This is a genomic window from Rhizobium sp. UGM030330-04, assembly GCF_003208455.1.
Lineage (GTDB): Bacteria > Pseudomonadota > Alphaproteobacteria > Rhizobiales > Rhizobiaceae > Agrobacterium > Agrobacterium rhizogenes_A.
Genome location: NZ_QKML01000010.1, coordinates 87658 through 106274, shown reverse-complemented (window position 1 = coordinate 106274; position 18617 = coordinate 87658). Strand labels below are relative to the sequence as shown.

The window sequence follows — 18617 nt, the reverse complement described above, 5'->3', positions numbered from 1 at the left end:
TTTTGATGACGGCCGCCGGCGACAGCGGAATAGCATGGCCTTTTCCGGCGTATCGCCTCAGGCGGCGGAGGCCTGATGCTGGCTGAGCGTACACACGCCCAGCGTCTGGCCCCGGCCCTTGACCGCATGTTCACCGAGATATTCGCTGCGCACGCCCTTGGGAAGTACCAGCTGATGGGCAAGGTCGGCGGAAATCAGTACCGGGTGGCCGAGCATCTTGCTCAGTGATTCGAGCCGTGAGGTCGTGTTCACCGTATCGCCGAAATAGGTGATCTTGTGGTGATCGACGCCGATTTCGGCTGTTATGACCGGCCCGCCATGGATGGCGAAGCGCAGGCGCGGCATTTCGCCGAAACGCGAGAGCCACATGTCACGCTTTTCCTCGATGGTCGCCTGAATGTCGAAAACGCAGCGCACGCAGGCGGCCCGCCGGATCGCCATGTGATAGGGCCAGGTGATGATGGCGGCATCGCCGATATAATCGTCGATGACACCGCCGTGTTTTCTCACCGGCGCGGCATAGCTCGCAAAGATTTCGCCGAGAAATTCCTGGGCCTTCAGGTCGCCATGCGTCTCGGCGAATGAGGTGGAGCCGACGAGATCGATGAAGATGAAGACGCGGTCCTCGCTGACAGGCCGGCGATAGCGCCCGAGAATGAGATCGATGAAGATGTCGCGCCCGAGAAGCTCACGTACGCGCATGATGAAGACGATGATGCCGCAGACGATGAGGGTGAAGACGAGCGTCTGCACCTCGGCATGCACCGCCCGTTTCCAGGTGCCGGGAAATATCCCGCTCAGCCACAGGATGGTGCCGCCAAGCCCGAAGCCGCAGAAGACGAGAACGGCATAGATGATGAGGCCGACGGCGATATAGACCGGCGTCGGCAGGGCGCTGACCCGCCGCGACAGGCCGGGCATGATGTAACCGCGCTCAAAAGCGAGGATGGGCGCGCAGGCGAACAGCGCATAGGTCGCGCCGATCAGCGCGCCGCCGCCATATTCCAGAAAGGCGTAGGCCACACCGCTGCCGGCCACGGCAACGAAGAGCACCACGTAATCCAGAATGGGCAGCAATTTTCTCATGTCGGTTCTTGATCTCGGGAAGGGAAGGTCCGCCGCTCCCGTCGGCGAAGCTTCTATTGTGGTCATATGCGACATTAATGCGGAAAAAGCGCTGCAAAAAGTGACCTTTCGGTAAGGTCACATGAAGGATTGGAAAGGTTGTTGCCCTGTTGCCGCAAAACCGGCGCAGAGACGCTGCTACGTCTAATATGATGTTCTGTAATAGACCGTTTCAAGCGGGGATTGCGGCCGGTCGTCCGGTGAGCGGTTCGACCATTTGAGCGGAAAGGCGGCGAAACGCAGCCGGTTGCCATCGATCCAGGCCCGGTCGAACAGCGTTTCCCCCTTGCGGGCGAAGGTGATGGCGGCGCAGGTCCGCCCGTCGACGTCGAATGGAATATTCTCCTTCCAGCCGCTCAAGCCGCAGCCGGTGCCTTTCGGGTCACCATTATAGTGCGCGACAACGTCGCCATCATTCGGCGTCATGGTGATGGCGCTAACGGTATGGGCAAAGAGCAGGCTGCCATGGTCTTTCAGCCCGCCATCCAGCGTGCCTTCGTAACGCACCTGCACCGTTGGCTGCTGGCAGCCATTGCGGGCATAGATCTGCGAGATGGCGTGCATGCGGCCGCCGTGTATCGTGATGCGGGTGACGATGCCGTGCCGGTCGTTCCTGCCGATTGTCAGGCAATCGGTCGTCCATTCGCCCTGCAGGTCCACCTTGCCGTCATCGGCGCGCGCCAGGAAAGGGGCCGGAGTGGGAAGAAAGCCTGCGGCCGCCAGAAGGGCGGCCAGCAGCAGGGTGCGGGCAGGTTTCATGCGAAGACCCTCAAAGCGCAACTGTCTTGAGACAGATGGACCGCGATGCGGGCAAAATTGGGGTGAAGGGCGGGGGATTACGACCCGCTCACCTCAACCGCCTCGACCTTCTTGCCGGCAAAACGCAGCGCCACTTCGCCATTGATGAGTTTCAGCGCCACATCACCGAAAAGTTCGCGCCGCCAGCCGGTCAAAGCCGCCACGGTGGCGTTTTCACCTTCGGCGGCGATCTTGTCCAGATCGTCACTGTTGGCGATGACCTTGGCGGCGACGCCGTGTTTGTCCGCCGTCAGTTTCAGGAGAACCTTGAGCAGTTCCACGGCAGCGCCGGAGCCCTCCGGTGCATGGCTGTGGCGTGGCGCCTTGGGCATTTCCTCTTTCGGCAATGCCAGCGCCGCATTCACTGTTTCGACGATGGCGGTACCGGAGGCGGAGCGCTCCCAACCCTTCGGAATGGTGCGAAGCCGCGACAGCGCCTCGGCGTCCTTCGGCTGCTGCTGGGCGATTTCGAAGATCGCATCGTCCTTCAGGACACGTGAGCGCGGCACGTTGCGCGACCGCGCCTCCCGCTCGCGCCAGGCGGCGACGAATTTGAGAATGGCGAGTTCCGTCGGCTTGCGCAGACGCGACTTCAGCCGCAGCCACGCATCGTCCGGGTGCATGTCATAGGTATCGCGCGATTCCAGAATATCCATCTCTTCGGTCAGCCACAGCGAGCGGCCTTCGCGCTCGAGCTGGGCTTTCAGCGAGAGATAGACATCGCGCAGATGGGTCACGTCGGCCAGCGCGTAGTCCAGCTGCTTTTCGGTCAGCGGGCGGCGGCTCCAGTCGGTGAAACGCGAGGATTTGTCGATCTGCACGTTCTTGATCTTCTGCACCAGCTGGTCGTAGGAGATCGAATCGCCGAAACCGCAGACCATGGCGGCGACCTGGGTGTCGAAGATCGGGTGCGGAATGAGCCCGCCGAGATGATAGATGATTTCGATATCCTGCCGCGCGGCGTGGAAAACCTTCACGACGGCAGGATTGGCCATCAGCTCGAACAGCGGGGTGAGATCGAGACCCTTGGCGAGCGGATCGACCAGCACTTCAAGCGTCGGGCTTGCCATCTGCACGAGACAAAGCTCCGGCCAGAAGGTCGTTTCGCGCAGAAACTCGGTGTCGATGGTGATGAATTCCGATTTCGCCAGTTCCGTGCAGGCCTCGGCGAGGGCGGCAGTCGTTTCAATCATTGCAAATGGCCACTCGTGAAAATTATTCGTCTTACTTTCCCTTTGACGGGCGCATGTCAATACAAAGCCCGCTTTTGAAGGCTTATGGATCGTTTTTCTCGGGCGGATTGGGTTCCGGCCCGTCCTTTTTGGGTGCCGCGGGCGCGGCGAGCTTCTGAAAATAGGCGGATGTGCGCAAAAGCGAGCGGAACCGCCAGTTCCTCTCCTCCACGGGCACACCCTCGCGCACCTGCAGGCGATAGATGGTGTAGGCAATGAAAACGACCTGTATCGCGGCCGTATAGCTGAACAGTGCCTTGGGGCCGAACTGGTCGATCAGGAGCGAGGCGAGAAGCGGTCCCACCGTCGCGCCCACGGACCAGAAGAACAGAAGCCCGGCCGACATCATCGCATGTTCGCCTTCCCTGGCATGGTCGTTGCCGTGCGCTGAACTCAGCGAATAGAGCGGCAGGGCGAAGGCGCCGAAGACAAAGACGCCGATGATGTTGCTCCATTCATCCGTGCCGGCGAAAAAGGCGAGAAACAGACCGACGATGACCGAGCCGGCCGTGGTGGCGAGAATGATGATGCGCCGGTCATAGCGATCGGAATAGACGCCGAGCGGATATTGCAGCACCACGCCGCCGATGATGCCGGCGCTCATGAAGGTGGCGATGGCCGTCACCGAAAGGCCGATCTGTTCGGCGTAGATCGGCCCGATATTGCGGAAGGCCGCCATGCTGAGGCCGACGGCCACGCAGCCGACGACGGCAAGCGGCGAGATGCGCCAGACGGCGAAAAGATTGAAGGGAATCTGCTTCGGCGGCGCGGGATTGGATTTGTCGGCAAGCGAGATCGGCACCAGCGACAGCGAGAGCGCCATGGCGATCAGCGAAAACACGACGGGCCCGCCAATGCCGGCGATGGGAATGATATATTGCGCAAGCGTGACGGAGCCGAGGTCGACGAAGCGATAGATGGACAGGGTGCGTGCCCGGTTGGAATTCGTCACCTGCGCATTGATCCAGCTTTCGATCACGGCGAAAAGACAGGCGACCGCAATGCCGATGACAAAACGCATCAGCATCCAGAACACGGGGTGAATGACAAGCGGCATGGCGATGGAGGCCGCGGAGGCTACCGCCGCCATGGTGGCGAAGGTACGGATATGGCCGATCCGGCGCATGAGCTGCGTCACCGAAATGCAGCCGAGCGCGAATCCGACGCTGTAGGCGGCGCTGATGAGGCCGATGGTGCTGGCCGAAAATCCCTCGGAAATGCCACGCAGCGCGATATAGGTTCCCTGCAGGCCATTGCCGCCGATCAGAATGCCGGCGGTAACGAGAAGCGGGATAAGAGGTCTGATCTGGCTCATTGCGGGCCGACTCGGTTTGGCGGGCTGAATAAGCACTATCTAAAGCGAAGGCGGGGGAAAGGACAGCCAGGAGGCGACATTGTTGCGCTTTGCCTTGACAAATCGGGCTGGCCATGCGCTTTTCCGGCCAATTTCGACAGTGCGGCCCATCTGGCCCGCAGCACGTTCCAGGATATAAAAATGCATCGTTACCGCAGCCACACCTGTGCCGCTCTCCGCAAGTCCGACGTCGGCGCGACCGTTCGCCTTTCCGGTTGGGTTCATCGCGTGCGAGATCATGGCGGCGTTCTCTTCATCGACCTTCGCGACCATTACGGCATCACCCAGGTGGTGGCCGATCCCGATAGCCCGGCCTTCAAAGTTGCAGAAACCGTGCGCGGCGAATGGGTCATCCGCATCGACGGCCTCGTCAAGGCACGCTCGGAAGACACCGTCAACAAGGGCATGGCGACCGGCGAGATCGAGCTTTATGCGCAGGAGATCGAAGTTCTCGGCGTTGCCAAGGAATTGCCGCTGCCGGTCTTCGGCGAGCCTGACTATCCTGAAGACGTTCGCCTGAAATATCGCTTCCTCGACCTTCGCCGCGAAACGCTGCACAGGAACATCGTCAAGCGCACGCAGATCATCTCCGCCATGCGCACCGGCATGGCCGATGCCGGCTTTGCCGAATATACCACGCCGATCCTGACGGCCTCTTCGCCGGAAGGCGCACGCGACTTCCTCGTGCCGTCGCGCATCCACGAAGGCAAGTTCTTCGCCCTGCCGCAGGCGCCGCAGCAGTACAAGCAGCTTTTGATGGTGGCCGGTTTCGACCGTTATTTCCAGATCGCGCCGTGCTTCCGCGATGAAGACCCGCGCGCCGACCGCCTGCCGGGCGAATTCTACCAGCTCGACGTCGAAATGAGCTTCGTGACCCAGGAAGATGTCTGGACCACGATGGAGCCGATGATGACGGCCGTGTTCGAAAAGTTCGCCGAAGGCAAGCCGGTTACCAAAGAGTGGCCGCGCATTCCCTATGACGAGGCGATCCGCAAGTATGGTTCCGACAAGCCCGACCTGCGCAACCCGATCGTCATGGAAGCCGTGACTGAACATTTCGACGGTTCGGGCTTCAAGGTCTTCGCCAACATGATCGCCTCCAACCCCAAGGTTCAGGTCTGGGCGATCCCGGCGAAAACCGGTGGTTCGCGCGCTTTCTGCGACCGCATGAACGCATGGGCACAGTCTCAGGGCCAGCCCGGCCTCGGCTACATCTTCTGGAAGGAAGAGGACGGCAAGGTCGGTGGTTCCGGTCCGCTTGCCAAGAACATCGGCGAGGAACGCACCGAGGCGCTGCGCCAGCAGCTCGGTCTTGAGGCGGGTGATGCCTGCTTCTTTGTCGCCGGCGATCCCGCCAAGTTCTACAAGTTTGCCGGCGAAGCGCGCACCCGCGCCGCCGACGAGCTGAACCTGATCGACCGCGACCGTTTCGAAATGTGCTGGATCGTCGATTTCCCCTTCTTCGAATATAACGAAGAGGAAAAGAAGATCGACTTCGCCCACAACCCCTTCTCCATGCCGCAGGGCGGTCTGGAAGCACTGGAAGGGCAGGACCCGCTCTCCATCAAGGCGTTCCAGTATGATGCAGTCTGCAACGGCTTCGAAATCGCCTCCGGCTCGATCCGTAACCAGTCGCCCGAGCTGATGGTCAAGGCCTTCGAAAAGGTGGGTCTCAGCCAGACGGACGTGGAAGAGCGCTTTGGCGGTCTTTACCGCGCCTTCCAGTACGGCGCGCCTCCGCATGGCGGTTGCGCATTCGGCATCGACCGCGTGGTCATGCTGCTGGTCGGCGCCAAGAACCTGCGCGAAATCACGCTGTTCCCGATGAACCAGCAGGCGCAGGATCTCTTGATGAACGCGCCGTCCCCGGCAACGCCGACGCAGCTTCGCGAACTGGCGCTGCGGGTGGTTCCGTCCAAGAAAGACTGATCTGGATTATTCAGGTTCAAACAAAGGGCTGGCGGCGACGCCGGCCCTTTTTTGTTTTTTGCAACGAACGCGGCAAAGTCACAATTTTACCGCGCGTTAAACCGAATTCCGCGCACAATCAGCCGAAATCCGCTTCCAGTATAGGCTTCGCGTTCACCTGAGGGACGCAAGACTATTCGGGGTTTTAAACTTGGGACAGCGCCGGCCGAACTTCGCTTTCGGTTTCGGCGCGATCATATTTATAAGGATTTCAGAATGGTACATGAAACGGAAAAAGATATCGCGCCGGCGGGTGGATATGCACCTCCAGCCCCGCCGCGCAGCAATTTCGCCGTCAGCCTGCGTTCGCCCGGCGCCAAGTTCCTGATGATCGGCTTCATATCTATGGTTCTGCTTGTGCCGCTCCTGCTCGTCTGGGGGCTGACGGAAGAGCGCGCCTCGCGGGCGGAAGACGTCTCGGGGCGGATCGCCAATGGCTGGGGTGGGGATCAGGTGGTGAACGGCCCCTATCTTGCCGTGCCTTTCGACGTGGACCGCCGCCGCGAGGTGGATGGCCGCAGCATCGTCGACCGCACGACGGAATGGGTGCTGGTCATGCCGGAAACGCTTGATGTCGCGGCCGATCTGAAGACCGAGGAGAAGCAGCTGTCGATCTACAGCCTGCCGGTCTATAACGGCAACATCGCGCTGAAAGGCCGCTTTGGTTCCGGCATCCTGCAGGACCTCGCACGCTTTTCCGGCACGCCGCGACTGGAGAACGCCATTCTCGTCCTCAGCATACAGGATATTACCGGCATCCGGTCCAGCGCCGGCGTCAAGATCGATGGCGGCCCGGTTCTGCCTTTTGATCCCGGCATGCGGGATATTTCGGTGATGACCAACCGCGCCGGTCCGGAAATCGCCATCAGGTCAGATGCCGGTGTGCACAGGCCGATTGAGAGAAACCTCATCGAAACCGGATTCGCCTTCGATATCGCCTTTTCCCTGAATGGTTCAGGCAGTTTCGCCGTTGCGCCGGCTGGCCAGACGACGAGCTTTGCGGCGAACGCCGATTGGCCGCATCCGGGCTTTGAAGGCCTGTTCCTGCCCGAACAGAAGACTGTCACCGCCACGGATTTCAAGGCCAGCTGGACCATCCCCTATCTTGCCAGGGGCATAGACCGGGTGGTGGAGGGCACGCGCCTGCCACTGTCGGGCAGCCTGATGACGATCAATCTCGTCGAACCCGTGAAGTTCTACCAGATCATCGCCCGGACGCTGAAATATTCGATCGGCTTCATCTCGCTGGTTTTCCTCGCCGTCTTCATCGTCGAACTCAAGGGCGGCAAAGTCGTGCACTGGATACAATACGTGCTGACGGGGCTGGCTCTGGTCATATTCTATGTTCTGCTGCTCGCGCTCTCCGAACATACGGGCTTCACGATCGCCTATGCCGCGGCATCGGCGTCGACGGCGGCGCTGATCGCATCTTATCTCGGCAGTGCAACCAATAGTTGTAAAAGCGGTGTGGCGCTGTTTATGGTTTTGGCGGTCGCCTATGGCGTCATGTATCTGGTTCTGAATGAGGATGAATACGCGCTGCTGGCCGGCGCGGTGATTTCCTTCATTGCCATTGCGGCAACCATGTATGCCACCCGGCAGGTCGACTGGTCGGGCGCCGGATCCACACGCGCAGGCAACGCCACGGACAATATGGCATAGTTTCCGTTCGCTCCGAGAGCATCCGTCCTGATGGCCATAACGCCCGCTTTTCCTTATCCGGCTTGGCATCCGGCGTGAAGGGTGGGGTAGCGCGCAAGACGGGAAAGCATTGCTTTCCCGTCTCTTATCCGCTCTTTTCTACTGCGGGCATCTTGGCCGCAGAGGTCTGTTGCTTGCAGGAAACGTCAGCTTCTTCCGATTTGACCTGTGGATTGTCATAAAAACTTAATCGAACTGACAAATCCGGTAGAGGACTTCTTAAGCCTTGTCGATCATTCATCGCCCCCATGAAATTTCACAAACGAGGGTTGAATGTTTTCGCTGGTCTCGACGTTCAAAATAGCGCATCGCGTGTCTATGCTGGCGCTGGCCGCGCTGTGCGGTATCGCCGTCATCGCGGGCATGCTGCTGTGGCAAAGGCAGATGGAGGCGCGTTATCGCGTCGCTGAAGATACGCTGATCCAGAGGGACGGCGTGTTGACGACGCTGGTGGATGCCCTGCATGAAAGCCGCCTGCACCAGAAGGACTTCCTGCTGTCGAGGGATATGAATTCCGTCGCGCAGTTCGACCAGACGATGGGCAAGGTCGAGCAGTCCATCGCTTCCCTCGATAGCGGCGCGGCGGCGCAGACGCGTGCGAAACTCGAGGCGCTGTCGCAGGGCGTCGTTGCCTATAGTGACCGCATGAAGACGCTGGTTGCCAGGAACCGGGAGCTGGGTCTCACGCCCGCGGACGGTCTTGAAGGCGCCATGCGCAATGGTGTGCACTCCATCGAGAAACTCATCGACGCCGTCGCCAATGCCGAAATCCGCGCCAGCATGCTGATGATGCGCCGGCACGAAAAGGACTTCATCCTGCGGCGCGACGAAACCTATGCGACGAAACACGCCGCCGAGGTGGAAACCTTCAAGGCGCTGGTGAAGCTGGAATACCGGCCGGGAGTGGAGCGCCAGCGCATCATGGACGCCCTGGAAATCTACACCGCATCCTTCCGCTTCTACGCGCAGGCGGTGCTGGAGGAGCAGAAGGCACGCGAAACGGTCGTCACCGCCTATACGGCGCTGCTGCCCGTCGTCGCGGATATTTCCTCGACCTATCGGCAGGAGCGGGAGGCCAGCGCGCTCGAGAATAAAAATGCGGCGGAAAGCACGGTTTCGATCGTTGTCGCCCTCATTGCCCTGACCGTTCTGGTCCTTTTTGCCGGTGTCTATCTCATTGGCCGCTCGATAACGCGACCCGCCACGGCAATAACCGGCGCGATGCGCCGCCTTGCCGAAGGCGAGACCGACTTCGACGTTCCCGGTCTGCGCCGCAAGGACGAATTTGGCGCCATGGCCCATGCGCTGGAAATTTTCCGGCAGGCCGCCATCGCCAAGATCGAACTGGAAAATCAGGCGCTTGCGGCCCGACAACAGGCCGAAGCGGAAAAGGCGCGTTTCCAGCGCGAGGCGGAAGCCGAGGCGCAGGCGCGGCTGATGCAGGCAACGACCGGCCTTGCGGCAGCGCTGCATCGTCTTGCCGCCGGCGATCTCTCCTTTGAACTGAACGAGCCTTTCGCCCCGGATTTCGAGGCGTTGCGGCACGATCTCAATCGCACCATCCGCCAGCTGGATGCGGCCATGTCTGGCGTCGTGCAGTCCAGCGTGGCCATTGATGGCGGCAGCCAGGAAATCAGCCAGAGCGCCGCCGATCTTGCCCGGCGCACCGAGCAGCAGGCCGCCTCGCTGGAGGAAACCGCCGCGGCCCTCGATGAGTTGACGGCCAATATCCGCATCTCGGCGGAACGCGCCGTGGAAGCCCGCACGGTTGCCCATTCCGCAGATGAGGATGCCAGCCGCACGGCCGATCTCGTCGTCGATACGATCGCGGCCATGGAAAAGATCGAGCAGTCATCCGGCCGGATCGGCAGCATCATCAGCGTTATTGATGAAATTGCCTTCCAGACCAATCTTCTCGCGCTCAATGCCGGCGTCGAGGCCGCACGTGCGGGCGAGGCGGGTCGCGGTTTCGCCGTCGTGGCGCAGGAGGTGCGCGAACTGGCGCAGCGCTCCGCAAGGGCGGCGGCCGAGATCAAGGTGCTCATCCAGACCTCCGGCGCCGAGGTGAAGGACGGGGCGCGTTTCGTGCGGGAAACCGGCGCGGCCCTGTCGCGCATCGGCGGTTCGGTGAAGACGATCAACGACCATATCGAAGCCATCGCCGCCGCCACGAAGGAACAGTCGGTCGGGCTTTCCGAGATCAACACCACCGTCAATCATCTGGATCAGGGCACGCAGCAGAACGCCGCCATGGTGGAAGAAAACAATGCCGCCAGCGCCATGCTGGCGGGCGAGACCACACGCCTCAAGGAACTGGTCTGCCAGTTCCGGCTGAGCGAGGTGGAGATGCTGGATTATCACGGACGCGAAGCGGCCTGAGACGCCATCGACGCCATCGAAAAGCGGGCGCGCAACTTGCCGCCCGCTTTTTTGCCGTTTATAGGTGGGCCACTCACCACGGACCCGGTGAAATTCCGGGTGGCTCTTCTGGCCGCCGATCCGCCAGACAACGCAAAGCACCGACATTCCTTTTCAATCTACCGGACATGGCTCCGGCCGGTGCGTCATTCTTTGCGAAAAAATCAGATGAACAGATTTCAGACTTACAGACGTGAGTGGTTTTCCAATATTCGCGGCGATCTTCTTTCCGGCATCGTCGTGGCACTTGCCCTCATTCCCGAAGCCATAGGCTTTTCCGTCATAGCCGGCGTCGATCCGAAGGTGGGATTGTTCGCCTCCTTCGCCATTGCCTGCGTCTCCGCCTTCACCGGCGGTCGACCGGGCATGATTTCGGCGGCCACCGCCGCCACCGCCGTCCTGATGGTCACGCTCGTCAAGGAGCACGGGCTGCAATATCTCTTTGCCGCCACCATCCTCATGGGCGTGCTGCAAATCGCTGCGGGCTTTGCGAAACTCGGCCGGGTGATGCGTTTCGTGTCACGCTCGGTCATGACCGGTTTCGTTAATGCGCTGGCGATCCTGATCTTCATGGCGCAATTGCCCGAACTGATCGGTGTGCCCGTCGAAACCTATGTCATGATCGCGGCCGGTCTTGCGATCATCTATCTCTTCCCGCTGGTCACGAAGGTCATTCCCTCGCCGCTGGTCGCTATCGTCGCCCTGACCTGCGTGGCGGTTTTCTCCGGCATGGATATCCGCACGGTCGGCGATCTCGGCGAGTTGCCCTCGACATTGCCGATATTCGCCCTGCCACAGGTGCCTCTGACTTTCGAGACGTTGCAGATCATCTTTCCCTATTCCGTGGCGCTCGCAGCCGTCGGCCTGCTGGAATCGCTGCTGACGGCCCAGATCGTTGACGACATGACGGATACGGGCAGTAACAAGAGCCAGGAATGCATCGGGCAGGGGACGAGCAATATCGCGTCTGCCCTTATCGGCGGCATGGGCGGCTGCGCCATGATCGGCCAGTCCGTCATCAATGTCAGCTCCGGCGGTCGTGGCCGCTTGTCCACTTTTGTGGCAGGCGCTTTCCTGCTGTTCCTCATTCTGGTGCTGGACGATCTCGTGCGCATCATACCGATGGCGGCGCTGGTGGCTGTCATGATCATGGTGTCCATCGGCACCTTCTCATGGCGCTCCATCATCGATCTCCGCCGCAACCCGCCATCGTCAAGCATCGTCATGCTGGTAACCGTCGGTACGGTGCTTGCCACCCATGACCTTGCAAAGGGTGTGCTGGCGGGCGTGCTTCTTTCCGGCGTGTTTTTCGCAGGCAAGGTTTCCAAGCTTTTCCACGTCAGACCGGAGCTTTCAGCCGATGGTCGCGAGCGGATCTACCGCGTCGACGGCCAGATTTTCTTCGCCTCGACGGAAAGCTTCATCGCCGCCTTCGATTTCGCCGAAGAGGTGGAGGCGGTAACGATTGATGTGACGGAGGCGCATCTGTGGGATATTTCCGCGGTCGGCGCGCTGGACAAGGTGGTCCTGAAGTTCCGTAAAGTCGGCAGGCGGGTCGAGGTGATCGGGGTCAACGAGGCGAGCGCCCATATGATCGACCGTTTCGCCCTGCACGACAAGCAGGATGCGGCGGCAGCGCCGCTGCACTAAGCGCAAAAAAAGCCCCGGAAAAACCGGGGCTTTTTTGTTTATTCGTTTGCCGTCACCGTCACGCCGAGCATTTTCGGCAGGGTGTTCGGCGCGCCCATCGCAGCGCCCATGATCATCGGGAACGGAACCGGCTTTTCCGGCTCCGCCGTGATCGAGAAGTTCTTCGGATTGTCGATATAGGCGTTGACGGCCGCCGAGACCATGTTCTGCAGGTCCGGAACGTTGAGCGAGGCCATCATGATCGGCGCCATGCCCTTGATGGTCTGGGCAAGCTGATCGCCCGTCATGCCCTGCTGGCTTGCCGCATAGTCGATGGCGCGCTTGGTGATGCTGGCGTCTTCGAAGCTGATTTCAGCGTTGACGAAGGAGAGCTGCTGCATCAGGCCGAGCATGGCAAGGCTTGCTGCCTGGTCCGCCTGTTCCTTGTTCGGATTGGCGGCCTGCGCCTTTACCGTCTCCTGCATCGACTTGATGAAGTCGAGCGTGTAGCCGGAGAAGCCGAACGACATGTTGAGGCGGCCGACATTGTCGAGATTGATGGCATATTCCTCGACGTCGACGGTGCCGGAGGCAACTTCCCAGCTGCCGCTCATGGTCATGTCGCCGGAAAGGGCCTTGAGTTCGAGCTTCTCGATCGCGTCCTTCGTGGCCGGGTCGGTGACTTCGCTGAGATCGGCCTTGAAGCCGGATGCATCCAGTTCGAAACCGATCGAGGCCTTGTCGTCGCTGACCGACATCGTCGCGGTGCTTTCCTCAAGCGAGAAAGCCTGCTTGCCGTCGATGGAAACCGAAACCGGACCGCTATGGGCTTCGTCATAGAACATCAGAGCGTCGACGGTGCCCGTGGTCGCATCGGCGGGAATGACGAGGCCCGACATGTAGATGTCGCTTGCCTTGATTTCCACGTTTTCCTGCTTGTAGTCGATATTGTCGAAACGGGCGTTCTTGATCGTGTAACCGCCGTTGTTTTCCTCGACGCCTTCAAGCGTGATATTGCCGACCGGAATTTTCTTGGCCGGATCTGCGGCCGCGTTGAAGGTCACGCCGTTCAGTGTCACCGTCGTGCCGTTGACGGCAACGGAGCCGGCGGCGATCTCACCGCCCTGGGTGGCATAGGCGGCGTTGATCTTCTTCAGCACATCCCCGCCGTCCAGCGCGAAAGCCGGCGCCGAAAGCGTGAGAAGCGCGGCACTCGCAAAAAGAACCTGCCGGGTGGATTTCAGTCTCATGATGTTTCTTCCCTCAACGTACGGCTGTGTACCGTGTTCGAATTCGAATGCTGATACTTATATTCGCGATTATTCAAAGGTCTATAGGATTTAGATCGATTCCCATGACGGCGGCATTGCGGCATTTGCAACGCGGTTAACAAAAAAGCGCATGAAAGGGGTGCTTTCATCCACAGGGCAGACCCCTGAATTTCTTGCCGGGAATCGGCATTTCCGCTAGTCAAGCACCATGGGAAAAAATCTTGTACCTCCGTCCGGCGGAGACGATAACATTCATCCGGTCGATTTGAAGGCGGCGCTTGAAGAGCGCTACCTCGCTTACGCCTTGTCCACGATCATGCATCGTGCGCTGCCGGATGTGCGTGACGGCCTGAAGCCGGTTCACCGCCGCATCATTCACGCCATGAGTGAAATGGGCATTCGCCCCAACTCGGCCTTCAAGAAATGCGCCCGTATCGTCGGTGACGTGATCGGTAAATTCCACCCGCATGGCGACCAGTCCGTTTATGACGCGCTGGTGCGTCTCGCGCAGGATTTCTCGCAGCGTTATCCGATCGTCGACGGGCAGGGCAATTTCGGCAATATCGATGGCGACGGCGCCGCCGCCTATCGTTACACCGAAGCGCGCATGACCGAGGTTGCGGCGCTGCTGCTCGAGGGCATCGGCGAAGATGCGGTGGATTTCCGCGCCACCTATAACGAGGAAGACGAAGAACCCGTCGTCCTGCCGGGCGCTTTCCCCAATCTGCTCGCCAACGGCGCCTCCGGTATCGCGGTGGGCATGGCGACATCGATCCCGCCGCACAACGCGCATGAACTTTGCGACGCGGCGCTTTATCTCATCAAGCACCCCGATGCGACGGTGGAAAAGCTGGTGGAGTTCATTCCCGGCCCCGATCTGCCGACCGGCGGTGTGATCGTCGAAAGCCGCGAGAATATTCTCGATGCCTATAAGACCGGTCGTGGCGGTTTCCGCGTGCGCGCCAAATGGGAAACGGAAGATCTCGGCCGCGGCGGTTACCAGATCGTCATCACCGAGATTCCCTTCCAGGTGCAGAAATCGCGCCTGATCGAGAAGATCGCCGAGTTGCTGATTGCCCGCAAGCTGCCGCTTCTCGAGGATATTCGCGATGAATCGGCCGAAGACGTGCGCATCGTGCTGGTGCCGAAGAGCCGTACCGTCGATGCGACGCTGCTGATGGAATCGCTGTTCCGCCTGTCCGACCTCGAAAGCCGCCTGCCGCTCAACATGAACGTGTTGTCGCTCGGCAAGGTGCCGAAGGTGATGGCGCTGAACGAGGTGCTGAGCGAGTGGCTGGCGCACCGCAAGGATGTGCTGGTCCGCCGTTCCCGCCACCGTCTGGCGGCCATCGACCGCAGGCTGGAGATTCTCGGCGGCCTGCTCGTCGCCTATCTCAATCTCGATGAGGTCATCCGCATCATCCGCGAGGAGGACGAGCCGAAACAGGTGATGATGGCCAAGTGGTCGCTCACCGACACGCAGGCCGAAGCCATCCTCAACATGCGGCTGCGCAACCTGCGCAAGCTCGAGGAATTCGAAATCCGCAAGGAGTTCGATGAACTCAGCAGCGAAAAGGCCGAGATCGAAGGTCTGCTCGCGTCCGATGACAAGCAGTGGCAGACCGTCGCCTGGGAAATCGGCGAGGTCAAAAAGAAATATGCCAAGGCAACCGAGATCGGCCGCCGCCGCACGCAGTTCGCGGATGCGCCGGATGCCGATATCGAGGCCATCCAGCAGGCGATGATCGAAAAGGAACCGGTCACCATCGTCATTTCGCAGAAGGGCTGGATCCGGGCGCTGAAGGGACATATGTCCGACACGTCCTCGCTCACCTTCAAGGAAGGCGACGGCCTGAAACTGGCTTTCCCGGCGCAGACCACCGACAAGCTGCTGATGCTGACGACAGGCGGCAAGGCCTATACGCTCGGCGCCGACAAGCTGCCGGGCGGGCGCGGCCATGGCGAGCCGATCCGCATCATGGTCGACATGGAAAACGATCAGGATATCCTGACCGCCTTCGTACACGATCCGTCGCGCAAGCTGCTGCTCGTCTCCACGGCCGGCAACGGTTTCATCGTACCCGAGAGCGAAATGGTCGCGAATACCCGCAAGGGCAAGCAGATCATGAATGTCTCGATGCCCGATGAAGCCAAGCTCGCCGTGCCGGTCACGGGCGACCACGTCGCGGTCGTCGGCGAAAACCGCAAGCTCCTGGCCTTCCCGCTGGCGCAGGTGCCGGAAATGTCGCGCGGCAAGGGCGTGCGCCTGCAGCGCTACAAGGATGGCGGCGTTGTCGACGTTAAATGTTTCGCGCTTGCCGAAGGCTTGTCTTGGTCCGACACGGCCGGGCGTCTCTTCAACAAGGTGGGTGAAGAACTGCGCGAATGGCTGGCCGACCGCGCAACGGCGGGCCGCACCGTGCCGAAGGGCTTTCCGCGCAGCGGGAAGTTTGGCGGATAATATGTGAATGATGTTCCCGGCGGCAAAGCCGGGACGTCTTTCCTGGTCTTACTTACAAGAACTCAGCATTCGCTGAGGCTTTGACGACAGCTCATTTTTCTTCCGGCGTATAAACCTCCCACCCGCGCGGTGTCAGATGCTCCTGCGGATGGTAGCGGGTCTTGTAGCCCATCTTTTCCGAGCCATCGACCCAGTAGCCTAGATAGACATGCGGCAGGCCGAGTGCGCGGGTGCGGGTGATATGATCGAGGATCATGAAGGTGCCGAGTGAGCGCTTCTCAAGGTCGGGATTGAAGAAGGAATAGACCATCGAGAGGCCGTCGCTCATCACGTCGCTGAGCGCCACGGCCAGAAGTTCGCCGCGCTTGCTGGAATCGATGCCGGAGCCGGGTTCGCGCACACGGTATTCGATGATGCGGGTGTTCACATGCGTGTCTTCCACCATGATCGCATAGTCCAGCGCCGACATATCGGACATGCCGCCTGACTGGTGGCGGTGGTCGAGATAACGGCGAAACAGGGCAAATTGTTCGGTGGAGGGCTCGGCGGCGTGCACCGTGGCGACGACATCCCTGTTGGCTGCCAGAACACGCCGCATTGATTTTGTCGGCTGGAACTGCTCGGTCAGGATGCGCACGGAGACACAGGCACGGCAGTTTTCGCAGGCCGGTCGATAGGCGATGTTCTGCGAGCGCCTGAAACCGCCCTGGGTCAGAAGATCGTTCATTTCCGAAGCGCGCGGGCCGACCAGATGGGTGAAGACCTTCCGCTCCATCTGGTTCGGCAGATAGGGGCATGTGGCCGGCGCCGTAAGATAAAATTGAGGAGAGGGCGTCGCCTGCGTGTTCATCGAACCGTGATCGCCTCCTGCGTCTGTTATGAAAGCGCGCCGCGATTTCACGGGGTTGGCGGCGACGCTTCAAGCGACATGCATAATGTCACAGAATGGCAAAATGCCGGAAAACGTCAACTGCGAGATGCGGTATTTGCCTGATATGAAAGCCACGTTTGCGTGGCTTTCTTCGATATCAGCGCGTTCTGACGATGACGGTGCCGAGCAGGAAGTCGTGAACGAGGCGCGAGCGCTCGGTAAACAGGCCCGCGAGCAGAATCAGCGGCGTCAAAACCGAGTTGATGACCCAGAAAAGCACGATGTGAACGGTCGAAAGCAGGAAATCGATTCGCCGTCCGTCCATGCGCGCCATGGCTATCCCCATCGCCCGCATGCCGGGGGTCGCCTGCGAGGGGCCGCCGAGCGTCATGCCGAAATAAAGCACCGCGACGATGACGAACAGCGCCGGATAGAGGAAAAAGCCGAGACCCAGCGTGATCACACCGAGAAAGAAGACGATCACTGCGGCCGGAATGCACAACAGGAGAACGATCGCGTAATCGATCAGGAACGCGAAGACGCGCCGGCTCAGGACGCCGCTATAGGCGCGCCAGTCATCCGGTGCGATATAGGTGGGGTTCTGGTCGAGGCTCATTGGTCGTTTTCTCCTGAGAGGGTCTGACAGCTCGGCAAACCTGCCGTGTCAGCAGACAATATGGGAAGAAAACGACCGAATACAATAAGCGCTGGCCTCAGCCCTTTGCGAGTTTGCGTGCCGCCTCGATGGCGAAATAGCTCAGAATGCCATCGCAGCCCGCACGCTTGAAACAGAGAAGCGTTTCCATCATCACCCGCTCGCCGTCGATCCAGCCATTCATGGCGGCAGCCTTGATCTGGGTATATTCGCCGGACACCTGATAGGCGAAGGTCGGCAGGCCGAAATTCTCCTTCAGTCGCCAGCAGATGTCGAGATAGGGCAGGCCGGGCTTGACCATCAGCATATCCGCACCTTCCTCCACGTCGAGTGCGGCATCGCGGATCGCCTCCATGCCGTTGGCAGGGCTGATGTAATAGCTGTTCTTGTCGCCCTTCAGCAGGCCGGCCGTGGAGATGGCCTCGCGATAGGGACCGTAATAGCCGGAGGCGAATTTCGTCGCATAGGCCATGATGCCGACATTCTGGTGCCCGGCGGCATCGAGACCGCGACGAATGGCGCCGATGCGGCCATCCATCATCTCCGATGGAGAGATAATGTCGGAGCCGGCTTCGGCCTGCAGGATCGCCGCCCTGACGACCTGTTCGACGGTCTCGTCATTGACGATCTCGTCGCCGCGCAGAATGCCGTCATGCCCGTGGCTGGTGAAAGGGTCGAGCGCGACATCCGTGATCATGCCGATATCAGGAACGGCTTTCTTGACCGCGATAGTCGCCTGATTGATGAGGTTGTTGGCCTCGAGCGCGTTCGAACCGGTCTCGTCGCGCAGCTCCATCTCGATATTCGGGAAGGTGGCGATCGCCGGAATGCCGAGATCGGCGGCTTCTTTTGCGGCTTCCACCAGTTTGTCGACGCTCATCCGGTTGACGCCGGGCATCGCTGGAATGGGATCGAGAATATTGCTGCCCGGCACGATGAAGACCGGCCAGATGAGATCGTCGACGGTGAGGCGGCTTTCCTGCACCAGACGGCGCGTCCAATCCGCCTTGCGATTGCGCCGCATGCGGCGATGGCCGGTGATCTCGTCGACCAGATGCGTTTTGTCCTGCATGTAAGAGTGTCCTTCGATCAAATTTGGAACGCTGCATAACATGAAGAGTCGCCCGTGCGAAT

At 60.4% G+C, this 18617-nt stretch carries 13 protein-coding genes and 1 other annotated feature; of the genes, 5 read left to right on the top strand and 8 right to left on the bottom strand.

All coding sequences use genetic code 11. The annotated features are described in order from the left end of the window. Positions 1-57: 57 nt before the first annotated feature. The 4 genes from N434_RS16370 to N434_RS16355 all read right to left on the bottom strand — a co-directional run bounded on the left by N434_RS16370 (position 58) and on the right by N434_RS16355 (position 4470). A complete protein-coding gene (locus N434_RS16370) occupies positions 58-1086 on the bottom strand; it encodes an adenylate/guanylate cyclase domain-containing protein (protein WP_110759280.1) in 1029 nt (342 codons plus the stop codon). A gap of 183 nt (positions 1087-1269) precedes the next feature. Continuing rightward, positions 1270-1884 carry a hypothetical protein gene (locus tag N434_RS16365; RefSeq protein ID WP_065115358.1) on the bottom strand — a complete coding sequence of 205 codons (615 nt, stop codon included), beginning with the start codon at positions 1882-1884 and terminating at the stop codon, positions 1270-1272. 77 nt (positions 1885-1961) lie between these two features. Further along, positions 1962-3116, bottom strand: coding sequence for a ribonuclease D (gene rnd, locus N434_RS16360; protein ID WP_110759278.1), 1155 nt, complete (start codon positions 3114-3116; stop codon positions 1962-1964). A gap of 82 nt (positions 3117-3198) precedes the next feature. Next, complete coding sequence (locus N434_RS16355) at positions 3199-4470, bottom strand: MFS transporter (protein WP_065115360.1); 1272 nt, start codon at positions 4468-4470, stop codon at positions 3199-3201. A 180-nt stretch (positions 4471-4650) separates the two neighbouring features. On the opposite strand from N434_RS16355, the gene aspS reads away from it, so the two are divergent. From aspS to N434_RS16335, 4 genes are all read left to right on the top strand, one after another. After that, positions 4651-6438 carry an aspartate--tRNA ligase gene (gene aspS / locus N434_RS16350; RefSeq protein WP_065115361.1) on the top strand — a complete coding sequence of 596 codons (1788 nt, stop codon included), beginning with the start codon at positions 4651-4653 and terminating at the stop codon, positions 6436-6438. A gap of 255 nt (positions 6439-6693) precedes the next feature. Then, complete coding sequence (gene creD / locus N434_RS16345; RefSeq protein WP_110759277.1) at positions 6694-8139, top strand: cell envelope integrity protein CreD; 1446 nt, start codon at positions 6694-6696, stop codon at positions 8137-8139. Positions 8140-8451: 312 nt separating this feature from the next. Further along, positions 8452-10557 carry a methyl-accepting chemotaxis protein gene (locus tag N434_RS16340; RefSeq protein ID WP_110759275.1) on the top strand — a complete coding sequence of 702 codons (2106 nt, stop codon included), beginning with the start codon at positions 8452-8454 and terminating at the stop codon, positions 10555-10557. 77 nt (positions 10558-10634) lie between these two features. Further along, positions 10635-10690 (top strand) — a sequence feature (sul1 is cis-regulatory element that is thought to sense ions involved in sulfur or methionine metabolism; They are found in Alphaproteobacteria). Between the two features lie 74 nt (positions 10691-10764). After that, positions 10765-12246 (top strand): SulP family inorganic anion transporter, encoded by a 1482-nt coding sequence (locus tag N434_RS16335; protein ID WP_110759274.1) that lies wholly within the window; start codon positions 10765-10767, stop codon positions 12244-12246. Between the two features lie 38 nt (positions 12247-12284). On the opposite strand, the gene N434_RS16330 is transcribed toward N434_RS16335, so the two are convergent. Beyond that, complete coding sequence (locus N434_RS16330; protein ID WP_110759273.1) at positions 12285-13475, bottom strand: aq_1923 C-terminal domain; 1191 nt, start codon at positions 13473-13475, stop codon at positions 12285-12287. Positions 13476-13704: 229 nt separating this feature from the next. Between N434_RS16330 and parC the strand changes: the two genes are divergently transcribed. Continuing rightward, entirely contained in the window at positions 13705-15957 is a 2253-nt protein-coding gene (gene parC, locus N434_RS16325; RefSeq protein WP_065115366.1) for a DNA topoisomerase IV subunit A, read from the top strand. 91 nt (positions 15958-16048) lie between these two features. Here the strand turns inward: parC and N434_RS16320 are convergent, their stop codons facing one another. From N434_RS16320 to hemB, 3 genes are all read right to left on the bottom strand, one after another. After that, positions 16049-16807, bottom strand: coding sequence for an arginyltransferase (locus N434_RS16320; RefSeq protein WP_065115368.1), 759 nt, complete (start codon positions 16805-16807; stop codon positions 16049-16051). A gap of 178 nt (positions 16808-16985) precedes the next feature. Next, positions 16986-17444 (bottom strand): RDD family protein, encoded by a 459-nt coding sequence (locus N434_RS16315; protein WP_065115369.1) that lies wholly within the window; start codon positions 17442-17444, stop codon positions 16986-16988. A 97-nt stretch (positions 17445-17541) separates the two neighbouring features. Continuing rightward, a complete protein-coding gene (gene hemB, locus N434_RS16310; RefSeq protein WP_110759271.1) occupies positions 17542-18555 on the bottom strand; it encodes a porphobilinogen synthase in 1014 nt (337 codons plus the stop codon). Positions 18556-18617 lie beyond the last annotated feature (62 nt).

Bases quoted from the DNA above. Each gene is read 5' to 3' on its own strand.
- N434_RS16370 (WP_110759280.1), bottom strand. From the start codon at position 1,086: ATGAGAAAATTGCTGCCCATTCTGGATTACGTGGTGCTCTTCGTTGCC.
- N434_RS16365 (WP_065115358.1), bottom strand. From the start codon at position 1,884: ATGAAACCTGCCCGCACCCTGCTGCTGGCCGCCCTTCTGGCGGCCGCA.
- rnd (WP_110759278.1), bottom strand. From the start codon at position 3,116: ATGATTGAAACGACTGCCGCCCTCGCCGAGGCCTGCACGGAACTGGCG.
- N434_RS16355 (WP_065115360.1), bottom strand. From the start codon at position 4,470: ATGAGCCAGATCAGACCTCTTATCCCGCTTCTCGTTACCGCCGGCATT.
- aspS (WP_065115361.1), top strand. From the start codon at position 4,651: ATGCATCGTTACCGCAGCCACACCTGTGCCGCTCTCCGCAAGTCCGAC.
- creD (WP_110759277.1), top strand. From the start codon at position 6,694: ATGGTACATGAAACGGAAAAAGATATCGCGCCGGCGGGTGGATATGCA.
- N434_RS16340 (WP_110759275.1), top strand. From the start codon at position 8,452: ATGTTTTCGCTGGTCTCGACGTTCAAAATAGCGCATCGCGTGTCTATG.
- N434_RS16335 (WP_110759274.1), top strand. From the start codon at position 10,765: ATGAACAGATTTCAGACTTACAGACGTGAGTGGTTTTCCAATATTCGC.
- N434_RS16330 (WP_110759273.1), bottom strand. From the start codon at position 13,475: ATGAGACTGAAATCCACCCGGCAGGTTCTTTTTGCGAGTGCCGCGCTT.
- parC (WP_065115366.1), top strand. From the start codon at position 13,705: ATGGGAAAAAATCTTGTACCTCCGTCCGGCGGAGACGATAACATTCAT.
- N434_RS16320 (WP_065115368.1), bottom strand. From the start codon at position 16,807: ATGAACACGCAGGCGACGCCCTCTCCTCAATTTTATCTTACGGCGCCG.
- N434_RS16315 (WP_065115369.1), bottom strand. From the start codon at position 17,444: ATGAGCCTCGACCAGAACCCCACCTATATCGCACCGGATGACTGGCGC.
- hemB (WP_110759271.1), bottom strand. From the start codon at position 18,555: ATGCAGGACAAAACGCATCTGGTCGACGAGATCACCGGCCATCGCCGC.